The organism is Siphonobacter sp. BAB-5405 (assembly GCF_002872335.1).
Lineage (GTDB): Bacteria > Bacteroidota > Bacteroidia > Cytophagales > Spirosomataceae > Siphonobacter.
Window position 1 is genome coordinate 51,594 of sequence record NZ_NJAG01000021.1, and the last position, 21,116, is coordinate 72,709.

Sequence of the window (21,116 nt, forward strand, 5' to 3'; positions counted from 1 at the left end):
TATGGCGAGATCAAACTGAAAACAGAAAACCGCAAACTGGAAACTTGCTTATCGATAAAAGCCCATTGCAACCCCACCATCTACATTCAGGGCGTTGCCGGTGGACTTGTTGAGAAGTCCGCCTACGAACGCGAAGCAGGCATTGGCGATGTCTTCCGGTAAAATGATTTCGTTCAACAAGGTCCGCTTGGCGTAGAAGGCGGGCAGCTCTTCCACCGTGATACCGTACGCTTTAGCCCGACCTTCGGCCCAGGCACCCGCCCAGATCTTCGAATCGGCAATGACAGCGTCGGGGTTGATGGTGTTGACCCGGATGCGTTCGGGACCGACTTCCGCCGCCAGCAGACGCGTACCGTGGGCCTGAGCCGCTTTCGCAGAGCCGTACCCCAGGTTGTTGGGACCACTCACGACAGCATTTTTCGAAGCAATATTGAGGATGTCACCCCCCAGAGCCTGCTTCCGCATGACAGCTACGGCGGCTTGCGATACCAGGAACTGACCTTTGACGAGAATATCGAAGAGTAAATCCCAGTCCTTTTCCGTATGATCTTCGATGGATTTGGAAATGGAAATACCGGCGTTATTCACGACAATATCCACGCCACCGAAAGCCAGTGAGCAGGCATCGAAGGCCTTGGCGATGGATTCCGCCGAGGTGACGTCGAGCAACTCGGAAGCGGAAGAATCTTTCCCATAGCTTTTCAGGAACTCTTCCTTGGCTCCGGCCAGACGATCCGCGTCGTTATCATTCAGGAATACAACGGCACCTTCGGCCTGTAATTTTTTGGCAATGGCTTTTCCAATACCACCCGCCGAACCCGTGATCAGGGCAATTTTACCCGAAAGCGGCTTAGGCTTGGGCATGCGTTGCAGCTTAGCTTCTTCCAGCAACCAGTATTCGATGTCAAAAGCTTCCTGACGGGGCAGGGACGTATATTCCGAAATAGCCTCGGCACCCCGCATCACGTTGATGGCGTTGACGTAAAATTCCGATGCTACGCGAGCGGTTTGTTTGTCTTTCGCAAATGTAAACTGACCCACGCCCGGCCACAGAATCACCACCGGATTGGGGTCACGCATGGCGGGACTGTTGCTGCGTTTGCAGCTTTCGTAGTACTCGGTGTACATGGCCCGGTACGCTTCGAAGGCCGGAGCCAGTTTTTCCTTCAGAGCTTTGGTATCCGAAAGATCCGCGTCGGCGGGCAGGTCGAGTACCAGCGGCTGGATTTTCGTACGCAGGAAATGGTCGGGGCAGGAGGTGCCCAGGGGAGCCAGCTTGTCCAGGTCATTGGAATTAATGAATTGGAGTACGCGTTCATCATCCGTAAAATGACCGATCATGCGTACGTAGCTGGAGCAGAAACCCCGCAGTACGGGAGCCAGTTTAGCTGCCTGGTCTTTCCGATTTTCAACGGTTTGCACTTTCTGACCACCGAATACGGGGCCTTTTTTGCCGTAGTTTTCTTCCAGATATTCCGCACAACGTTCGATCACCTCGAGCGTGTTGATGTAGCTTTCATAGGCCGTATCACCCCAGGTAAATAAGCCGTGGCTGCCCAGGAAAATGCCGCGAATACCCGGATTTTCGGACAGACAGCGTTCCAGTTGCAGACCCAGATCGAAGCCGGGACGCTGCCAGGGGACCCAGCCGAGCGTACCGCCAAACAGGTCTTTTACGATTTGCTCGCCGTCTTTCGCTGCTGCAATGGCAATGGCCGCATCGGGGTGCAGGTGATCGACGTGATTGAACGGCAAAAAGGCGTGTAAGGGGGTATCGATGGAAGGAGCTTTCGAGTCCAGATCGTAAATGCAGTGGTTGAACAATTCAACCATCTCATCTTCAAATTCAAGACCCCGGTACCGATTCTTCAAGGCGTGCAGACGATCCAGATACAAAGCCGCCAGGCCCGATTTCTTCAGCGTACCTAAGTCACCACCGGAGCCTTTCACCCACATCACGCGGGTATCGTCGCCCGTCAGCGGATCGGGAGAGGTCACTTTGCAGGACGTGTTGCCACCTCCGTAGTTGGTCAGGCGAAGGTCGGCACCTAACAGGTTGGAACGGTAAATCAGGAGAGCGACTTCATCGCCAGCCAGTTCGGCGGCTTTCGCATCATCCCATAAATAACTTACGTGCTTGAAAGAGGTAGTCTCGGTCATGATTGTATACAAAAAATGATATAGGCCTTAGTTAGCGGTACAAATGAACCAAAGGAAAAAGAATGAGCTGTCATGGTCTGTTAGGGTGAACCATCCTGCTCTGTATGGCTGCTCGTTCGAAGGAGTTCGTAGCCAGAAGGTTAGAAAAAGGCTGTTTGAGTGGGGATCAGGTTTGAAGAGTGGTTTAAGGTTTCAGTAGCATAAAGTCCGATCTTCTAAAAACCCCAACGGGGTTTAATTTAATTAGCCCGGGGTTATAACCCCGGGCATACAGATCGCTTCCTTATTATCGCAACATCGCCTGCGAACGGCTGGAAAGCTCAGTATATCCATCCGGATGATCGGGCCATTTTTCATGCAGCATAATAGCATCGCGACTGTTTTCGGAAACTTCCACTGGTGTATTTTGAACCGGAATCAGAAAGACCTTGGGTGAACCCAGATGATTCCGTTCCTGACTGGCGGACCATAATACCGACATGTGTTTCCCATCCGCACTCCAGCTGGGAGCAAAAACCTCCAGTGAAGAAGTAGTATGCTGCTTTAAATCACTGCCATCCAGTTTCATAGACCAGACGTTTCCGGCATTGTAAAACGCCACGCGTTGTCCGTCAGGACTCACGTCCGGTTCGCGTACGGGAGAACTTAATTTTTTTATCAGTGAACCCGCCGTCAGCGAAGCATCGGTCAGGAAAATGCTGCCCAATTCCGACGTCAGAATAATCCGGTTATCGGGCGTCCAAGCGAAGTAACGAGCCCCCTGCATATCCGTAATCATTTTTCCCTGCCGATCGAACACGACGGAAATATCCTGCGTCGTGCTTTGGCAGATGAATTTAGATTTGTCGGGGGAAATCTTGATCCGGTTGAAACTTTCGGGTAAAGGAATGGTACTGAGGCGTTTGCCCTTAGTGTCCATCACTCGGATTTCGCGAATGTCTTTTCCCTGTTGCGAATCGTAGCCAAAATAGATAAAGGCAATTTCGCTGCCATCCCTCGAAACATCTACCGCCATCGACTGGTCGGGCTTGTCTCCACTACCGCCGATGTTGGAAATCTGGCCGGTACCCAGATTTGCTTTCTGAATGTTCCCGGAAGAGAAATAAAACAGGTTGCTTTTGACGGGCAGATTGGGCCAGTTGCCGACGGTTTCGTTCTTATCATTTGAACAGGCCAGCAGCAGAGCGAAGCAAAGCATCCCGGATAGATTACACACGTTAATCCAATGAGTCATAAGCTTACCGATTAAGAATGAATAACGTATGGATTCGTTGCCTGCATAAAAACCGATCCACGCGAATACGTAAAACCGCTTTTATACGATCACTTCAACGAACACGACTCGAAATTTTCAAGGAGTGTTCGTTGAAGTAACGAATCTTACCCTCGTTCGGATTGGTAGTTTACGAACTAACCAGGATTTCTGACCTAACGCGATTCGACCTACTGAATTTCCACTCGGTACGACCCCGGAGCCAGCGTAGTCGCATTGGTTTTGAGTTTCTTCCCGGCCAGCGTAGCAGTTTGGCCCGCTGTCAGGGGCAGTACCAGTTCGGCCTGCGTATTGGGGGGTACGGTGACGTTCAACTGCAGCTTCCCGTTTTTGCGTTCCCAGTTGGACACAATCGGGCCGTACAGCGACTGATACGAAAACTTCACCCAGTTGAGGTCTTTCGGTGGCTTGGGAGCAATACGGAAGGTTTTGAAGCCCGGATCAATCGGTTCCACACCGGCCAGATACCGGAAATACCACTCAATGACGGAACCGTACGCAAAGTGATTGCGGGAGTTCATGCCTTCGGGTTTTTCCTTGTCCGAATTCCAAAGTTCCCACATCGTCGTAGCTCCATTTTCGGCCATATAGCCCCAGCTCGGGTACGTTTTCTGCGTAGCTACCTGATAGGCCAGGTCATTGTACCCGTAATCCGACAGGCGGGGCAGAATCTGCTGGGAAGCGATGAAACCGGTCGTCAGGTGATTGTCGTGAGCCTTCACATCATCGGCTACGTTCTGAGCAATGCGGGCTCGCAGATTTTCTGGTACAATGCCGAAGGTAAGCGGCATCAGGTTGGCCGCCTGGGTTTTGCCTTCGTAATTGTTGTCCTTGAAATAGAGATCGTTGTACTTCGAGGTGTACTGTTTGGCCAAGGCTGCGTACTTCGTAGCATCTTCCGTTTTGCTAAGAACCGTAGCCGCTTTCGCCAGGAGCGTATTGGAATAAACCTGATACGCCCCGCCAATGGGCTTACTGGGCGAGGCCACGACGGGAACCCAGTCGCCGTAGCCGAACCATTTTTCACTGGGATCAGCGAAATAGTACAGTCCCGTTTTTTTCGTGGAAGCGTGCTGGTTCATGTACTCCACCCAGGCTTTCATGCTGGCGTAATTGGTTTCCAGGATTCGTTTGTCGCCGAAAAATTCGTAGGAAGTCCAGGGAACAATCAGCGTCGCATCGCCCCAGGCGGGTTTCGACGGGCCACCCACTACCATCTTCGGATTAACGTCGTACACGTACCCCGAAGGGTGCTGGGAATCCGCAATATCCCTGGAATACTTAGCCCAGAAACTGTTGATGTCCATCAGATAGCAGGAAGAAGCCACGAAAATCTGAGCGTCACCCATCCAACCCAGTCGTTCGTCGCGTTGCGGGCAATCGGTGGGAATGGACAGGGCATTGCTCTTCAGCGTCCAGCGGGCGTTTGAGTAGATTTTGTTGAGAATATCCTCGGAGGTAGAGAATTCGCCAATCGGCTCAAAATCCGTATGAATGACTTTCGCTACGACCTGGTCGGCAGTGGGCTTCCCCGGAAAACCGATTACTTCGACGTAACGGAATCCGTGGTACAAAAACATGGGTTCCCATTCTTCTTTTCCGCCATTGCTTTTGCAGATGTACCGATCCGTAGACTTGGCCGAACGCAGGTTTTCCTGAGCTACGGTTCCATCGTCGTGGAGCAACTCCGCGAAATGCAGAGCTACTTCCTGCCCGTACACGCCTTTCGGAATACTCAGATGCACAATCCCCGCCATGTTCTGGCCAAAGTCAAAAACGAAATGGCCGGGTTTGGGTTCCGTCACTTTTACGGCTTTGCGGGTTTCCGTAACGCGGATTGGAGGAGCCTCCTGAGCCACCACCTGTAAGGTACTCATGTCGAACGTGGCTGCTTGTTCGTTCGCGTTGGCGTCGGCATTGGGGCCAAACAGGGTCGTCTGGTTTTTGGCCGTGTTCAGTACGACGGGCGTTACCCAGCCGTCTGCCTCCGTACCTTTTGCTTCCTGCCGGGCATCGTAATGCTCGCCGTGGTACATGGAGTCGTAAATGACGGGCGACAACCGAATTTTCCAGCTGGGATTCGAAGTAATCAGCTCCCGCGTACCATCGGTGTAGGTCAATTCCAGTTGGCATAATAGCCGTAGCGGGCCCTGTGAATACCGATGAAAACCGCCGCCCCAGCCGAGGCCACCGCTCCACCAGCCGTTCCCCAGAAAAGCGTCGATCTGGTTGTTGCCTTCCTTGAGTAGCTCCGTGACGTCGTAGGTCTGGTAGTATACTTTCTTGAGATAGTCCGTCCAGCCGGGCGTTAGCAGCATATCACCTACGCGTTGGCCGTTGATTTGCAGGGCGTAATCACCCAAACCTGTAGCATAAATACGGGCTTTCACGAGTTTGCCGCGTACCGGAAATTCCTTCCGGGCCTGCGTCGAGCGGGGCGGTTCGCCCACCACGCCCGCCATACCGATCCAGTCCGCTTTCCAGTCGTCTTTGGCCAGCAGGCCCATTTCCCACCAGTCGGGTTTGGACCAGCCCGAGGCTTTTCCTTTTTCATCCCAGATTTTTACCTTCCAGAAATACCGTTGCCGACTTTCCAGATTTTTTCCCTGATAATCGACGTAGACGGATTGCGAAGTATTGATCTTACCCGAATCCCAGACATCCCCCTGATTTTTAGCCAGAGCTTCTGCGGAGGAGGCTACCAGGATTTGATAGGCCGTCTGGCGGGCTCCGGCCTGCGTAGATGCAAGCTGCCAGCTTAGGCGAGGCTTCCTGACGCCGGTTCCCAGGCGAATATCGCCGTATTCGTAACGAAGTTTGTGAGGGGCCTGTTGGGCCTGAACCTGTGACAAGAGCCCAACTAAAACCAGGCACAGCCAGGTGTGAAGAAAACGTTTAAGCATAAGTTTAGAGTGATTAAATACTAACCATACAGGCTTGAGTTTAAATGTACGTAACCTGTCTATTCGGTAAGTGTAGCCAGTGGTTTTTTTCTACTCAAGCCACACGGAAAATATTCTATGGGGTATTTAGGACGTAACTTACGATCTTTACGGTTCAGATTGCCTCCTATTCGCATGAAACAAACGGTTCGTCAGGTCTTTGAAATCATCCAGATCGATGAGTATTCAACGACCCCTAAATACAAGCAGATTGTCAATTCAGTAATCGCGGCCATCGAGAAGGGGCTGATCAAGACCAAGCAGGGATTGCCGTCGATTAATGAATTGTCGATGCTGTATGACATTTCCCGGGATACGGCTGAAAAGGCGTATAATGAACTCAAGAAGCTGGGGATTCTGGGCTCCGTGCCCGGAAAGGGCTTTTATATTGCCAGTGCCAGCTACCGGCAGAAGCGTCGGATTTTTCTACTTTTCAATAAGTTAAGTCCCCACAAAAAAATCATCTACGACGCGATGGTGGAGATGCTGGGCGAAGAAACGGCGGTTGATTTTTACATCTACAACAACAACTTCCGACTGTTTAAAGAACTGATTCAGAACCGAGCCGGGCATTATACGCATTACGTCATCATTGCTCATTTTCTGGAAGGTGGCGAAACGGCGGCGGAACTGATTAATCAGTTTCCCAAGGATCAGCTACTGATTCTGGATAAACTGGTTCCCGGTGTGGAAGGCCCGTATGCGGCGGTGTATCAGGATTTTGAACGGGACATTTTTACAGCTCTAACCGAAGGGGAGGAATTGTTACGAAAGTATCAGGTACTCAAGCTGGTTTTTCCGCTGTATACCTACCACGCCCGCGAAATCCTGATTGGTTTTCAGAAATTTTGTACCGAATACGGCTTTCCCTACAAGATCATTTCGGACGTATCGAAAGAAGTGATGTCGCCGGGCGATGTATACATTAACTTAATGGAAGACGATCTGGTGACGCTGGTGAAGCAGGCGAAAACCAACGGCTATCGGGTAGGCAAGGAAGTAGGGATTATCTCCTACAACGAAAATCCGCTCAAGGAAATCATTCTCGACGGAATCACGGTACTTTCCACGGATTTTGAAGCCATGGGTAAACAGGCCGCCGAACTGATTCTCAACAATTCGACCCAAAAGTTAGCGAATCCATTCCGGTTGATTGTTCGGCAGTCGGTGTAGTAAAATATGGGAGGTACGGTACAGGTTTGGAAACCTGCACCAGTGTTCGTCCCTCTTTCAGCGAGTACCCTAACCCCGGAGGGGTTCAATCTGAATAGCCCCCGCATACCATGCGGGGAACAAATAAACCGACTGCATCTAACGCAAAACATAGAAAAAAGGGTACGCTGTTTCTGAACGGCGTACCCTTTTGGTAATCAACTAAAAACGACCCATTACCGTCTCCGGCGACCGCCGAAATCTTCTTCGTCATCATCTTCCTCCTCGTCGTCATCGTCAAAGTTCATGCCGGCAATGAGACTGTCGGTCAGATCCTTGAATTGTAAGCCTTTGTCGAGGGGTTTCTTACTGATAAGCGAAAACTCGGCCATTCCGTGCAGGGCAAATTCCATGAAGAAGAATTTTTCGTCGCCCGTGAGTTCCGGGTGAAATTCTTCCACCAGATCATCTAGGCCATCGATGGCCAGCAGTCGGTTCTGGTAATCTTTATCGGACAGATCGCTCAGTAAGTCCAGCGAGTGTTCGCCAAACCAGGTTTGTACTTTCTGGAACGGATTCTTCTTATTTTTGATCTGTTTTTTCAGCTTTTCCGGATCGGGAAAGTACTGCAGAAACTGCGTTTTAATGGCTTTACTGACCAGATTCATCGCCACGATATAGGGCCCTTCCACTTCACCTTCGTACACCAGCTCTACCTTACCCGTAATCGCCGGAATGACTCCGTACAGATCCGCAAGACGCACGTACGTACGCTCTTCACTGTTGAGCAAAGCCCGGCGTTCCGCGGCAGAAACCAGATTTTCGTACGCCGAAATCGTCATCCGGGCGGATACCCCCGACTTGGCATCGACGTATTCACTTTGACGGGCTTCAATGGCAATTTGCTCGATCAAGTCTTCCGTTACTTCATTGATCGAGACGATTTCCTGACCTTCTTTCACCTTCGCTTCCTGACGCGTGATGCGTTTACCGATCTCTAGCGTACGCGGGTAGTGCGTCAGAATCTGGCTGTCGATCCGGTCTTTCAGGGGCGTTACAATGCTACCCCGGTTGGTATAATCTTCGGGATTCGCGGTGAAGACAAACTGAATATCCAGCGGTAAGCGGAGTTTGAAACCACGAATCTGAATGTCTCCTTCCTGCAAAATATTGAAGAGTGACACCTGAATCCGGGCCTGCAAATCCGGTAATTCGTTGATCACAAAAATGCCCCGGTGCGAACGCGGAATTAAACCAAAGTGAATCACCCGTTCATCCGAGTAGGGGAGTTTCAGCGTAGCCGCCTTGATCGGGTCGGCATCGCCAATCAAATCGGCAACGGATACGTCGGGAGTAGCGAGTTTTTCCGTATACCGCTCATCCCGGTGCAGCCAGATCACGGGCGTTTCGTCGCCTTTTTCGGCAATCAGATCCACCGCGTAACGTGATAAAGGCTGTAGGGGATCATCGTTGAGTTCAGAACCTTCAACGACGGGAATGTACTCGTCCAACAGGTAAATCATCAGACGGGCAATCCGGGTTTTGGCCTGTCCGCGAAGACCCAGCAGGTTGATATGGTGCCGGGAAAGCAGGGCTCGTTCGACATCCGGGATTACGGTGTCTTCGTAGCCGTATACGCCGGGAAACACTTCTTCTCCCGAACGCATTTTGGTGATGAGGTTGCGACGAAGTTCGTCTTTAATGGATTCAGGCTGATAGCCAGCCGCCTTGAGCTGACCCAGCGTAGTAATAGTGAGTTTATCGGAAACGGAAAGCGAGTGATACGACATCAAAAAAGGGTTTAGCTACGTAAGTGGGTAACGTTTTCAGAATCAAAAAGGTTTGGGCTGGCCGTACCGATGGGCAATTAACCCAAAGATATACGATGCAAGAAGCAGGCGAAATACAAAAAAATTCGAAATCATTTGAGATATTGATTTTTTATTCTACGTTTGTAGAGTAAAATCTATGAATGTAGAATATGGCTCAGTTAACGAAAGCCGAAGAGCAACTGATGGAGTTGATCTGGCAACAGGAAAAAGTATTTATGAAGGACTTACTGGAACTGTATCCGGAGCCGAAACCCGCCGTTACTACCGTGGCTACCTTACTGAAACGAATGCAGGAAAAAGGCTTCGTGGATTACACCGTCTACGGTAATTCCCGGGAGTATTACGCCCTGGTGAAGAAGGATGATTACTTCGCTAAACACGTGAAAGGAATCATTAAAAGTTATTTTGAAAACTCAGCGTTAAAGTTTGCCTCCTTTTTTACGAAAGCCTCTGATTTATCGGTTGATGAACTGGAAGATTTAAAGCGAATCGTTGACGAAGAAATCACTAAAAAGAAAAAGTAATGGACTATATTCTGAAGTCTATACTCTGCTCCATCCTGTTCGTATTGATCTACAAAATATTGCTGGAACGGGAGACCATGTTTGTGTTCAATCGTTTCTATTTATTAATGAGTATAGGAGCCTCCTTATCGATTCCATTACTGACGATAGAACTGGATAATTCGGAGGTAATTCCCGCAACAGAAGTAGTATACCGATTGACTGGCAACGAAGTAAATAGGCCGTTGATAACGGTTGAAAAGCAAGCTGTTACGTTCGAACAGCATGCATGGTTAGTATATGCCCTCGTTACGGGTATACTCGGCATTCGCTTTCTGAAAAATGTACTGGCCGTGGTATGGAAAATCAGGAAAGCAATGGTAATCAGGGATTCGGTGAAGATTGTTTTACTGGACGAAGATGAATTGCCGTATAGTTTCATGAATTACGTTTTCGTCAGTAAACGTAGCTATCAAAAGCAGGAAATAGAAGCACAGATCTGGCAACACGAATTAGCCCATATCCGGCAGCGGCATACCTGGGATATTCTGTTCATGGAGTTAGTACAGGTATGCTGGTGGTTCAATCCGGCGGTGTATGTCTACCAGAAAATGATCCGGATGAATCATGAGTACCTGGCGGATCACGCGGTCTTATCCATCGATCCGGAAGTGAAAAAGTACCAGCGTTTATTAGTGAGTAAAGTGAGTCAGGGCTTATTTCTTACCAGCTCGTTTAATTATGTAACCACGAAAAAAAGACTACTCATGATGACGAAAATGACTTCCCGGTTTCAACGCTTAATCAGACAGGTTAGTCTGATTCCTATCCTGGTAACAGCCTTTGTTTTATTTAGTAAATTAGAGTATGTGAAAGCTCAGCAGAGGCCAGCCGTAACCTCTCAAAAAAGTTCGCAAGTAACTGTAGGAAAGGGAGTTTCTGAAGCTTTACTAAGAGAATACGAAGCAATAGCTAATCAATTATTGGCTCCTAAGAACAGTGGCTATCGGTACAGAAGTATACCTGAAAAAGATCAGGAGAGACTTAAGACCATTTATTATCAAATGAATGAGGAACAGCAGAAGCAACAGAAGGTGACCGTGCACGAGGTTCCACCGATGAAACGGGAATCTCCCACTCAGAAAGATTTAGATATATGGAAGAACCCCAAAACGAGTGGCGTATGGATTGACGGTAAACGAGTGGCTAATTCAGTATTAAATAACTATAAGCCAGAAGATTTTTCATATGCTTTGGCAAGTAAGCTGACCGGTAAAGCAAGAAACCCTAACTATAGTTACCAGATTGACCTGATGACCAACCGTTATTTTGATGAGCAGGAAAAAAGACGAATTGGTAAGCCCAATTACGTCATTGTAGCTCGTGATGGAATGTGGGGTAAAGGCCGTAAATGAGACATTCACTGACCAAGGATTACAAGGAAATTATTGTCTTTGCAATCCTTGGTTAGATCATTAACCCACTGTATTCACCAGCGTACCAATGCCATCAATGGTGATCTGTACTTCATCACCACGTTGGAGGGTGAAATCATCCGGGGGAACAATACCCGTTCCCGTCATCAGAAAACAGCCGTAAGCAAACGAACATTCGCGGAACAGGAACGAAACCAGCTCTGTATGCTGCCGCTTCATTTGGCTGATGGAAATTTTATTATCGTACACACTTTCCCGGTTCCGGTGAATTTCCAGTCGAATGTGCGTATGCGGATCAATCGGCGTACCGGGTACGTACAGGCAGGGTCCCAAGGCTGCACTACCATCGTACGATTTAGCCTGAGGTAGATACAGGGGATTTTCTCCCTCAATATCCCGTGAACTCATATCGTTGCCGCAAGTGTACGCTACAATTTTTCCCGAAGAAGTCATGAACAAAGTCAGTTCCGGCTCCGGAACGTTCCAGTGTGAATCTTTCCGAATGCGTACCGTACCTAGTGGGTCTACGACTCGCTCGGGAGTAGCCTTGAAGAAGATTTCGGGCCGTTCGGCGTCGTATACGCGGTCGTAAAAACTACCGCCACCGGCATCTTGGGATTCTTCCATTCGGGCATCGCGACTCCGCAGGTACGTAACCCCGGCGGCCCAGACTTCCTGCCGACCGATGGGAGCCAGCAAATCCGTATGCAGCCAGTGGTGCAACTCCGGGGAGGAGCTTACCGATGTGGTAATCGTTTGCAATACTTCGTGCAGGTTATCCTGGTTAATGAGCTGATCCCAGTCAGTTGCTTCGATGGGATAATATTGTTCGTTGGCTTCCAGAACGATGCCCAGGCGGGTTTTGTATAATCTCATGGGTTTAGAAGAGATAGAAGAAATGATGGATGTGTTTCGAGAAAGAGGTTGGTTTGCGTACGTCACCCTGTACAAAGCGGGTATTTACTCAGGCGTCACAAGGACAAACGTACGTTGAATTTCTGATCAGAGGCGGTTCGTAGCTTTTCTAACGTAGAAAAAAGGGACGGTAATCGTTCCGCCCGAAAACAAAAACGCCCCGCATGACCAGGGGCAGCGGGGCGTTAGTTGCGTAACTTATCGGCGATTCAGCTTCGCCAGGAGTTTCAGAATTTCCAGATACAGCCAGACGATCGTTACCAGCAGACCAAAAGCGGAATACCATTCCATAAACTTGGGAGCCTGCTGAGCCACGCCCGCTTCGATGAGGTGAAAATCGATCAGTAAGTTCATGGCCGCAATGCCTACCACTACCAGCGAGAAAATGATACCGATCCAGCCCGCTTCATGAATATAAGGTACCAGGATACCGAAAAAGCTCAGAGCGAATGTCAGCAGGTAAAGCAGAGCCACGGCTCCGGTAGCAACCATCACGCCCCGCATAAACCCTTGCGTAACACGAATCAGGCCCGTTTGGTAGACGACTAACAGCAACGCCAGTACACCGAAGGTGAGTACGGCCGCCATAAATGCCAATCCGGAAAACAGACTGGAAATACTACCAACAAAAGCCCCCTGTAGCACGGCGTAGAGCGGAGCCAGCGTTGGGGCAAGGGTAGGTTTAAAAGCTAGTACGAGAGCAATAATCAGGCCACCAATGGCTCCTGCGGGTAATAGAAGCGAGGTCCATTGCTGACCCTGAAGGGCGGCGTAAAAGGTTACTGCCGCTACGCTGATGGTAAGCGTTAATAAAAGGGCGATTTTGTTTAACGTGCCCTGCATCGTCATGACGTCATCTGACGCCACGGAAATTTTGTCAAAGGTTTTTTCTGAGAAAAGCGGATTTGCCATAAAACAAGGGAGGTTTACTAAACAGTCGCCAAGAAAAGGGGATTTTCCTGAAAATCAAACATACTCATCCACAAAGGGAAGATTGGAAGTAGTAGTGGAAAAGGGAGCGTTTGAAGTAAATCTAGTAGAGGTAAGCGAATGAAGTAAAGGCGACCTGATGAATTGCTTTCTGTAACTGGATAAGTGTACCGAAACGAGTGATTATTCCGACTGCCAACTACTAAATCTTCAAGCGTACCAAAGGTTTCAAAACTCCTGAAACGGAACTAGTTTGGCTAGTACCCAGCGAGTAAAAGTTTCGCGATCCAGTAAGCCGGAGGCGAGGTCTAGTATGACTTGTTCCTGCTCATCTACCGAAGCAGAAAGTTCGTAACCGTTGATTTTTAGAGTAATCTCCAAAGCTGCATGACCAATTCTTTTGTTACCATCTACAAAAGGGTGATTCATGGTTAAAGAAAAACACAGAGCTGCCGCTTTCTCGGCAAGGCCTGGATAAAGTTCCTGGCCTCCAAATGTCATTTCTGGTTGAGCAACTGCCGATTTCAAACCTGCCTCGTCTCTAATGCCTGAGCCGCCACCAGACTGGCTAATTAATTTCTCATGAATAATGATTAACTGCCTTAGGGATAGTAATTTAATCATGCAAGCCGGCGATATAATTCTGCATTTTTCTTGAGTATGTAGTTAGTCGCCGCATCAACTTCTTCATCAGAAGCATGTTGCCTGGATTTCTGCGTCAATAACTCATATAGCTCGCGAAGTACTGTATCTGGCATTTTATCAACCAATTCAATAATAGTTTTCTTTAATTCCTGAGTTTCCATACTTCTATAAAGTTAAATCTTGATTGGGATTTCTAAATCCCAATCAAGATAAATCAATAATTCCTTATCGTACATTCTTTTTCCGATTCCTTTCGAAATCTTCAAAAATAAATTCACCTAATCCTTTCAGGCTTGAGTAATAGGCCCGGCCATTATTGGTTTCCGTAAACTTGCGAACGAAATCCTGGAGGTATGGATCCCGGGCGATCATAAACGTGGTAATTGGAATCTTAATGCGGCGACACTGAGCCGCCAGTGTAAGCGTTTTATTCAGGATTTTACGGTCCAGACCAAAGCTGTTTTTATAGTAGCGAATGCCTTCTTTCAAACAGGTCGGTTTACCATCCGTAATCATGAAGATCTGCTTGTTTTTATTCTTCCGACGGCGGAGTAAATCCATCGCCAGTTCCAGTCCGGCTACGGTATTGGTGTGGTACGGACCCACTTCCAGATAGGGCAGATCTTTCACCTGAATCTGCCAGGCGTCGTTACCGAAAACGATGATGTCGAGTGTATCCTTGGGGTACTTCGTCATAATCAGTTCCGACAGGGCCATGGCTACTTTTTTCGCGGGCGTAATCCGGTCTTCCCCGTACAGAATCATCGAGTGACTGATGTCGATCATCAATACCGTACTCGTCTGAGCCTTATATTCGGTATCGACGATTTCCAGGTCATTTTCGGTCATCATAAAATCGCCAATGCCATTGTTGATTTGGGCATTCCGAATGGATTCGGTCATGGCGATTTGTTCGAGTGAATCCCCGAACTGGAAGGTCCGGCGATCCGACGTTGCTTCGTCACCCGTACCCGCGTGCGAAGTCCGGTGATTACCGCCCGAGCGTGATTTTTTGAGTTTCCCGAAGATTTCATCGAGCGACTGTTTCCGGATGGATTGTTCACCTTTCGGCGTCAGTACGGTTTCGCCCTCGGCGTTTTCTTCGGTGATATAGCCTTTCTTTTTCAGGTCTTCGAAGAAATCCCCGATGCCGTAGTTTTCGTCGGTAAGCTTGTATTGTTTGTCCAGTTGCGTCAGCCACGACATCGCCTGAGCCACGTCGCCACTGGTCATGGTGAGCAGTTGATTAAAAATATCCAGCAACTGGTCAAACTTGGCCTGCTGGGAATCCTGCTGAATGTCGGGTACAAATTCGGAAAAACGGTGACCGAGCATAAATGTCTTGGATAGAAGCGTCAGGCAGAACCTGTCGGCTTGAGTTTAGCGAGTAATCAAGGCCCGTAAGCTGATTTATCAGATATAGGCGGTTTAGAAAAGCGATTCACGTACCAACATCGTCCTTTCTACTAATTTAACCCATTTTTCAGGGATTGAGTTTGTCCAGTGGCTAAAACTTGCTCCGGGCTTCCCGCGTAAAAGGTTATCTTTGCGTGATCCGATTGAGAGATACACATTTACAACGACTAGAAAACGGCGATAGTACGCTCCAAACGATTCGCCGTATCCCCTAAACTAACGGGTTAACTGCTTTATTATGAGCGTTCCTAAAACACAGCAATCCGGTTTTGAAGCCCTGGCTCAGCAGACACTTTTGTATCCCCAGGAGCAGCTGGCTTCCATCAAAACCACGCAGCATTCCCTGCTGATTGGGTTGCCCAAAGAAATTTCATTTCTCGATCACCGCATTGCTCTGGTACCCGAAGCGGTTTCGTTACTGGTTCGGAATGGTCATCAGGTGATTCTGGAGAGTGGAGCGGGTGAGGGGGCTCAGTTCAGTGACCACGATTACCGCGAAGCCGGTGCCCGCATTGTCTACTCGCCCGAAGAAGCCTACGCCGCCGATGTGATTCTGAAAGTAGAGCCCGCTACGGAAGATGAATACAAATATCTCAAACGAGGCAGTACGCTGATCTCAGCCCTGACGCTTCCCAACCGTACGCAGGAATATTTTGCGGCTCTCAACGAAAAACAGATCACCGGGATTGCCTTCGAATACATCGAAGACAAATCCGGAGCCATGCCCATCATTCGTACCATGAGCGAAATTGCGGGTAGTACCGTGATGATGATCGCCGCCGAATACCTCAGTGGCGTACACGAAGGTAAAGGCATTATTCTGGGCGGCATTACGGGCGTTCCTCCGACCAAAGTCGTGGTACTGGGAGCGGGTACGGTGGCCGAATACGCCACCCGAATGGCTCTGGGACTGGGAGCTCAGGTACAGGTTTTTGACAAAGATATGTACCGGTTACAGCGATTGCGGTACGCGGTGGGTCAGCCCATTTATACCAGTATCATTCACTCTGAGGTACTATCTGATGCCATTCAGCGGGCAGACGTGGTGATTGGAGCCATCCGGAGTGAAGAAGGTCGCAGTCCGATGGTCGTAACGGAAGATATGATTTCACGGATGCGTACGAACTCTGTAGTGATCGACGTATCCATTGACCAGGGAGGGAATTTTGAAACCTCGGAAATGACCAGTCATAAAAATCCGACTTTCAAGAAACACGGTGTCATTCACTACTGCGTGCCTAATATTCCCAGTCGCGTGGCCCGCACGGCCAGTATCGCCCTGAGCAACGTATTTACGCCTTTTCTTTTGAAAACGGGCACGCTGGGCGGGATCGAGGAAATGATGTTTGCCAATAAATGGTTCATGAAAGGGGTGTATGTGCACAACGGTTCGGTAACCAACGCCCACATCGCCCGCCTGTTCAATCTACGCTATAAAGATTTAGGTCTATTACTAGCCGCGAGAAGATGAGTTTAGTGGACAGTTTACAGTTGTCTGTTTTCAGTGAAAAAGGTAAGTTACTGATAGTAAAGGTGATAACGAGAACGGTGTACAATTGTCTGTTTTAGTTAGTGATCTGGAATGCATTATTTGCTGGACAGGACAACTGAAAACTGTAAACCGCAAACTGAAAACTAAAAAAATGATTGACGAACCCGAAGCACTATCCAATGCCCCCAATTCGCCGGAATTGAGTGGGAAATACCTCGGCATGATTACGGCCGACTTTGTGAAAGTATCCGAATTTATTCAGGAAGCCGCCCACCAGATCCGGCAGCGGGGCTTTTCCAATTATCCCATTTTTGTGGCCTGTCAGCAGCCGCAACCGCTTGGTTCGGTATTGATTGGCCGGGGAGAAATGAACGATAATCAGTGGTACTACTCGGCTACGTTTCTCGAAGAATTCCTCCAGCGGGAAATCATCGGGGAAGACGGCGAGGAGCTTTTCAAGGAAAGCTACAAAGACCCTGCCGAGTACGCCTGTCTGTTTATCATTGACTCCGATTTTACCAAGTTCATTTTCGTTCCGTATCCCGAAGATTAGGGAACAGAATACCAAAGCCAGCGGCCCGATGAATCATTCGTCGGGCCGCTTTTGTTGAGTCAAAGGCTGGCCGACAATGCTTCCGTCAGGGCTTCCAGATCCGCCGCTTCGTTGTAAACGTGCGTCGCAATACGCAGGGTAGTACCCCGCGTGGAAATGTATACCTGATGGCGTTCCAGCTCCGTCCGCAAACGGTTCATATCCAGCCCTTCGTGCCGGAGTCCGAACAGGTGGGAGCTTCGATACGCTTCTGCTTCAATCCAGAAACCCAGTTCCTGCCAGTGGGCCACGTGCGGACGAACCAACGCCTCGCTGTACGCCTGCACGGCTTCGGGCGTCCAGGCCAGGATTTGCTCCAGAGCCGTCGCCAGCATCGGTATCTGGATGAAATTGCTTTGTTCGCCCATCGAGTAGCGACTAGCTCCGGGCCGGAACTCTGTCGTATAGGCCATCAGTAAGCGGAAATTATCACTGCCTTTGCGATTAATCCAGCTTTGTTCAATGGAGCGGCCTTCGTCAAAGGCGGGACCGAAATACGCCAGTCCCATCCCGTACGTACCCAGCAGCCACTTATAGCCGCCAACGATCAGTGCATCCACCGATACCTCAGTCAAATCAAGTGGCAGGGCTCCCACCGCCTGCGTACCGTCGAGTACGAACAACGTGCCCGTTTCCCGACAGCGTTTGCTGAGAGCTTCGATGTCAAATCGCGTTCCGTCCGACCAGTGTATCGGAGCGATCATCAGCAAGGCGGTTTCTTCGCTGATGGCGTTTAAAACGGCTTCGTTCCAGCTTTTACCGTCGCCCGTCCGGCTAATCGTTTTTAGGGAAATGTCCTGCGTTTGGCAAACTTCTTCCCAGGCGTATACATCCGAGGGGAATTCGTCGGCTACGAGCAAAATATGCTGACCGGGCCGGGCGTTCAGGTTCTTTGCCACAATCGCCATTCCGTACGAAACGGAGGGAATGATCGCGACGCGTTCGTACGGAACGTGTACCAGTTGTCCAAACAGTTGCCGGACGCGGTCCACATCCGTAAAGTAATCTTCCTGATGAATCGTGTGGGGTTGCGATTTGCGTAAGAGGCCCTGAATACCCGCTTCTTCAACGCTTTTAAGCAGGGGCGACATGGAGGCTCCGTTGAGGTAATGAATGGCTTCGGGGAGCGAAAAAAGAGGTTTCTGGCAGGTAAGCATGGAAGAAACGAGTTGGTAGATGCGAGCGGATGAGTGGACGTTTTGGCCTTCACTTTCCGGAAAAGTCCTACTCAAACTTAGTAAACGGCCGGGGAATTCCGACTTTCTTTTTTCAGCTTCAAAAAATCGCAAAAAACGCCCGAATTATTTGTGATTTTCTTTGGAAAAAGCACGGTTTTGTGGTAAAAAAATTGTATTTTTACCAAGTTTATTTCGAAAGGTGAGGCGAGTTTTATTGTTTGCCCAGTAGTCTAAAAACCAAGTATTTATGACCAACGAAGTTTTGGAAGAAGATAAGGTCGTAACGGCCCGCAACGATTATGGTGCCGATAATATTCAGGTGTTGGAAGGGCTCGAAGCCGTACGGAAACGGCCTTCCATGTACATCGGAGACGTAGGAACGAAGGGACTTCACCACCTGATCTGGGAGGTAGTAGATAACTCGATTGACGAAGCTCTGGCGGGGTACTGCGATACGATCCGGGTAACCATCAACGAAGACAATTCGATTACGGTTGAAGATAATGGCCGGGGTATTCCTACGGGGATGCACTCGAAAGAGAAAAAGTCGGCTCTGGAGGTGGTTATGACCGTTCTCCACGCCGGTGGTAAATTCGACAAAGGCTCTTATAAAGTTTCAGGTGGTTTGCACGGCGTGGGGGTTTCCTGCGTGAACGCCCTGTCTACGGACCTGAAAGTTAACGTTTACCGCGAAGGAAAAATCTTCCAGCAGGAATATAAAATCGGCGTTCCCCAGTACGCGGTTAAAGTCGTGGGTGACGCGGGTGAACGTACGGGTACAACGGTTCGTTTTCAGCCCGATGCCACCATTTTTACCATCACGGAATACAAGTTCGAAACCGTTGCCCAACGCTTACGGGAACTGGCTTTCCTCAACAAAGGCATTCGGATCTTCCTGACTGATTTACGGGATCTGAATGAAGCGGGTGAGCCTCTGACCGAAGAGTTTTTCTCCGAAGGCGGTTTGATCGAGTTCGTGAAATACCTCGACGGTACGCGGGAAGCACTTTTGGCTGATCCCATTTACATGGAGTCGTCGGATAAAGCGTCGATTCCGGTACAGGTGGCGATGGTGTATAACAACTCGTATTCCGAGAACGTATTCAGCTACGTTAACAACATCAATACCATCGAAGGCGGTACGCACGTAGCGGGTTTCCGGGGAGCACTCACGCGTACCCTGAAAAACTACGCCGATAAAAACGGCATGCTGGCCAAAGAGAAAATTGAGATTTCGGGCGAAGATTTCCGCGAAGGTTTAACGGCGGTCATTTCCGTGAAAGTAGCCGAGCCTCAGTTTGAAGGACAGACGAAAACGAAATTAGGTAACGGTGAGGTTTCCGGAGCGGTTTCCCAGGTAGTAACCGACATGTTACAAACCTGGCTGGAAGAGCACCCCAAAGAAGCCAAGACGATTGTCGATAAGGTAGTCATTGCGGCCAAAGCCCGGATTGCGGCCCGCAAGGCTCGTGAAGCGGTTCAGCGTAAAACGGTACTGGGGGGCGGTGGCTTGCCCGGTAAACTGGCGGACTGCTCGGAATCGGATGCGGAACAGTGCGAATTATTCCTCGTCGAGGGGGATTCCGCTGGGGGTACGGCCAAGCAAGGCCGGAACCGGAACTTCCAGGCGATTCTGCCCTTACGCGGTAAGATCCTGAACGTAGAAAAAGCTCAGGAGTATAAGATTTATGAGAACGAGGAAATCAAAAACATGATTACCGCTCTCGGGGTACAGTTTGGCAAAGAAGGCGACGAAAGAGCCCTGAACCTGGATAAACTGCGGTACCACAAGATTGTGATCATGACTGATGCCGACGTGGATGGTAGTCACATTCGTACGCTGATTCTGACCTTTTTCTTCCGGTACATGAAGGATCTGGTTGATCAGGGATACGTATACATTGCTCAGCCTCCTTTGTATCAGGTAAAGAAAGGTCAACAAAGCCGGTACTGCTGGACGGAACAACAACGCGAACGAGCCGTTATGGAAATCGGTGGCGATCGTCCGGATTCAGTAGGGATTCAACGCTACAAAGGTTTGGGTGAAATGAATGCCGAACAGCTTTGGGAAACCACGATGAACCCCGATACGCGTACGCTGAAGCGGGTGACCATCGAGAGTGCCGCTGAAGCCGATCACGTATTCTCAATGCTGATGGGAGATGAAGTAGCTCCCCGTCGCGAGTTCATCGAACGCAACGCTAAATACGCCAAAATCGATATTTAACGGTTTGATTTGGCAATAGTTACGGGTGGTGGGTGGAAACGCCCGCCACTTTTTTTATGAAAATTTGGGTAGGCAACGCCTGCTCGTTTTTAGATGCTCATTAGTCGGTAGGTACGACCTACGTAAAATGCGATTCCGTATGACATTCGATTTCAAATCATACCACATCCGTTCCATCAACGCCAGCGATGAGGAACGAGCCGTTATTAACCAGGAATTGAAAGATTTATACGCTTCCCTTTCTCCGGAAGATAAGGCTATTTTTAACGAACAATTGCAGACTTTTCTGGTTAAGGAGATGGCTAACATTGGGTCGGAATATGCGGCAATAAAATCCCAGTTAAATAATAATAACTAGGGTTATGCTCGTTTTTGTAACGAAGGTCTGACCGGATGGTCTGGTTATTTAACAAAACCATAATC

At 49.3% G+C, this 21,116-nt stretch carries 17 protein-coding genes; 7 read left to right on the forward strand and 10 right to left on the reverse strand.

Features of this window, described 5'->3' with window-relative positions; translation table 11 throughout:
* Positions 1–48: 48 nt before the first annotated feature.
* From BWI97_RS16380 to BWI97_RS16390, 3 genes are all read right to left on the reverse strand, one after another.
* Positions 49–2,160 (reverse strand): bifunctional aldolase/short-chain dehydrogenase, encoded by a 2,112-nt coding sequence (locus BWI97_RS16380; RefSeq protein WP_102201875.1) that lies wholly within the window; start codon positions 2,158–2,160, stop codon positions 49–51.
* 286 nt (positions 2,161–2,446) lie between these two features.
* The gene (locus BWI97_RS16385; RefSeq protein WP_146010964.1) at positions 2,447–3,394 is read right to left on the reverse strand and encodes a hypothetical protein; all 948 of its coding nucleotides are present in this window, start codon (positions 3,392–3,394) and stop codon (positions 2,447–2,449) included.
* A 209-nt stretch (positions 3,395–3,603) separates the two neighbouring features.
* Positions 3,604–6,336: a family 78 glycoside hydrolase catalytic domain gene (locus tag BWI97_RS16390; RefSeq protein WP_102201879.1), complete on the reverse strand. Its 2,733-nt coding sequence runs from the start codon at positions 6,334–6,336 to the stop codon at positions 3,604–3,606.
* A gap of 174 nt (positions 6,337–6,510) precedes the next feature.
* On the opposite strand from BWI97_RS16390, the gene BWI97_RS16395 reads away from it, so the two are divergent.
* Positions 6,511–7,548 carry a GntR family transcriptional regulator gene (locus BWI97_RS16395; RefSeq protein ID WP_102201880.1) on the forward strand — a complete coding sequence of 346 codons (1,038 nt, stop codon included), beginning with the start codon at positions 6,511–6,513 and terminating at the stop codon, positions 7,546–7,548.
* Between the two features lie 215 nt (positions 7,549–7,763).
* Here BWI97_RS16395 and BWI97_RS16400 read toward each other — a convergent pair whose 3' ends face one another.
* Positions 7,764–9,317 (reverse strand): sigma 54-interacting transcriptional regulator, encoded by a 1,554-nt coding sequence (locus BWI97_RS16400; protein ID WP_102201882.1) that lies wholly within the window; start codon positions 9,315–9,317, stop codon positions 7,764–7,766.
* 191 nt (positions 9,318–9,508) lie between these two features.
* Between BWI97_RS16400 and BWI97_RS16405 the strand changes: the two genes are divergently transcribed.
* A complete protein-coding gene (locus tag BWI97_RS16405; RefSeq protein WP_102201884.1) occupies positions 9,509–9,883 on the forward strand; it encodes a BlaI/MecI/CopY family transcriptional regulator in 375 nt (124 codons plus the stop codon).
* Positions 9,883–11,277, forward strand: coding sequence for a M56 family metallopeptidase (locus BWI97_RS16410; RefSeq protein ID WP_102201886.1), 1,395 nt, complete (start codon positions 9,883–9,885; stop codon positions 11,275–11,277). The genes BWI97_RS16405 and BWI97_RS16410 overlap by 1 nt, the downstream gene beginning before the upstream one ends.
* A 60-nt stretch (positions 11,278–11,337) precedes the next feature.
* Here BWI97_RS16410 and BWI97_RS16415 read toward each other — a convergent pair whose 3' ends face one another.
* The 5 genes from BWI97_RS16415 to BWI97_RS16435 form a co-directional block, all read right to left on the reverse strand.
* Positions 11,338–12,174 (reverse strand): fumarylacetoacetate hydrolase family protein, encoded by an 837-nt coding sequence (locus BWI97_RS16415; protein WP_102201888.1) that lies wholly within the window; start codon positions 12,172–12,174, stop codon positions 11,338–11,340.
* Positions 12,175–12,411: 237 nt separating this feature from the next.
* Positions 12,412–13,125, reverse strand: a complete 714-nt coding sequence (locus BWI97_RS16420; protein WP_094811814.1) for a Bax inhibitor-1/YccA family protein — start codon at positions 13,123–13,125, stop codon at positions 12,412–12,414.
* A 246-nt stretch (positions 13,126–13,371) separates the two neighbouring features.
* On the reverse strand, positions 13,372–13,767 hold the full coding sequence (locus BWI97_RS16425) for a type II toxin-antitoxin system death-on-curing family toxin (RefSeq protein WP_102201890.1): 396 nt from the start codon (positions 13,765–13,767) through the stop codon (positions 13,372–13,374).
* Positions 13,764–13,949, reverse strand: a complete 186-nt coding sequence (locus BWI97_RS16430; protein WP_102201892.1) for a hypothetical protein — start codon at positions 13,947–13,949, stop codon at positions 13,764–13,766. Before BWI97_RS16430 ends, BWI97_RS16425 begins: the two co-directional genes overlap by 4 nt.
* A 64-nt stretch (positions 13,950–14,013) precedes the next feature.
* The gene (locus tag BWI97_RS16435) at positions 14,014–15,123 is read right to left on the reverse strand and encodes a VWA domain-containing protein (RefSeq protein ID WP_094811820.1); all 1,110 of its coding nucleotides are present in this window, start codon (positions 15,121–15,123) and stop codon (positions 14,014–14,016) included.
* Positions 15,124–15,442: 319 nt separating this feature from the next.
* Here BWI97_RS16435 and BWI97_RS16440 point away from each other — a divergent pair, with 319 nt between their 5' ends.
* Both BWI97_RS16440 and BWI97_RS16445 read left to right on the forward strand, forming a co-directional pair.
* The gene (locus BWI97_RS16440) at positions 15,443–16,675 is read left to right on the forward strand and encodes an alanine dehydrogenase (protein ID WP_102201894.1); all 1,233 of its coding nucleotides are present in this window, start codon (positions 15,443–15,445) and stop codon (positions 16,673–16,675) included.
* A 172-nt stretch (positions 16,676–16,847) separates the two neighbouring features.
* Positions 16,848–17,249 (forward strand): hypothetical protein, encoded by a 402-nt coding sequence (locus tag BWI97_RS16445; protein WP_102201896.1) that lies wholly within the window; start codon positions 16,848–16,850, stop codon positions 17,247–17,249.
* 59 nt (positions 17,250–17,308) lie between these two features.
* Here the strand turns inward: BWI97_RS16445 and BWI97_RS16450 are convergent, their stop codons facing one another.
* Positions 17,309–18,445, reverse strand: coding sequence for an aminotransferase class V-fold PLP-dependent enzyme (locus BWI97_RS16450; RefSeq protein ID WP_102201898.1), 1,137 nt, complete (start codon positions 18,443–18,445; stop codon positions 17,309–17,311).
* 268 nt (positions 18,446–18,713) lie between these two features.
* Between BWI97_RS16450 and gyrB the strand changes: the two genes are divergently transcribed.
* Positions 18,714–20,693, forward strand: a complete 1,980-nt coding sequence (gene gyrB, locus BWI97_RS16460) for a DNA topoisomerase (ATP-hydrolyzing) subunit B (RefSeq protein WP_102201902.1) — start codon at positions 18,714–18,716, stop codon at positions 20,691–20,693.
* A 139-nt stretch (positions 20,694–20,832) separates the two neighbouring features.
* The gene (locus BWI97_RS16465) at positions 20,833–21,051 is read left to right on the forward strand and encodes a hypothetical protein (RefSeq protein WP_094811828.1); all 219 of its coding nucleotides are present in this window, start codon (positions 20,833–20,835) and stop codon (positions 21,049–21,051) included.
* Positions 21,052–21,116 lie beyond the last annotated feature (65 nt).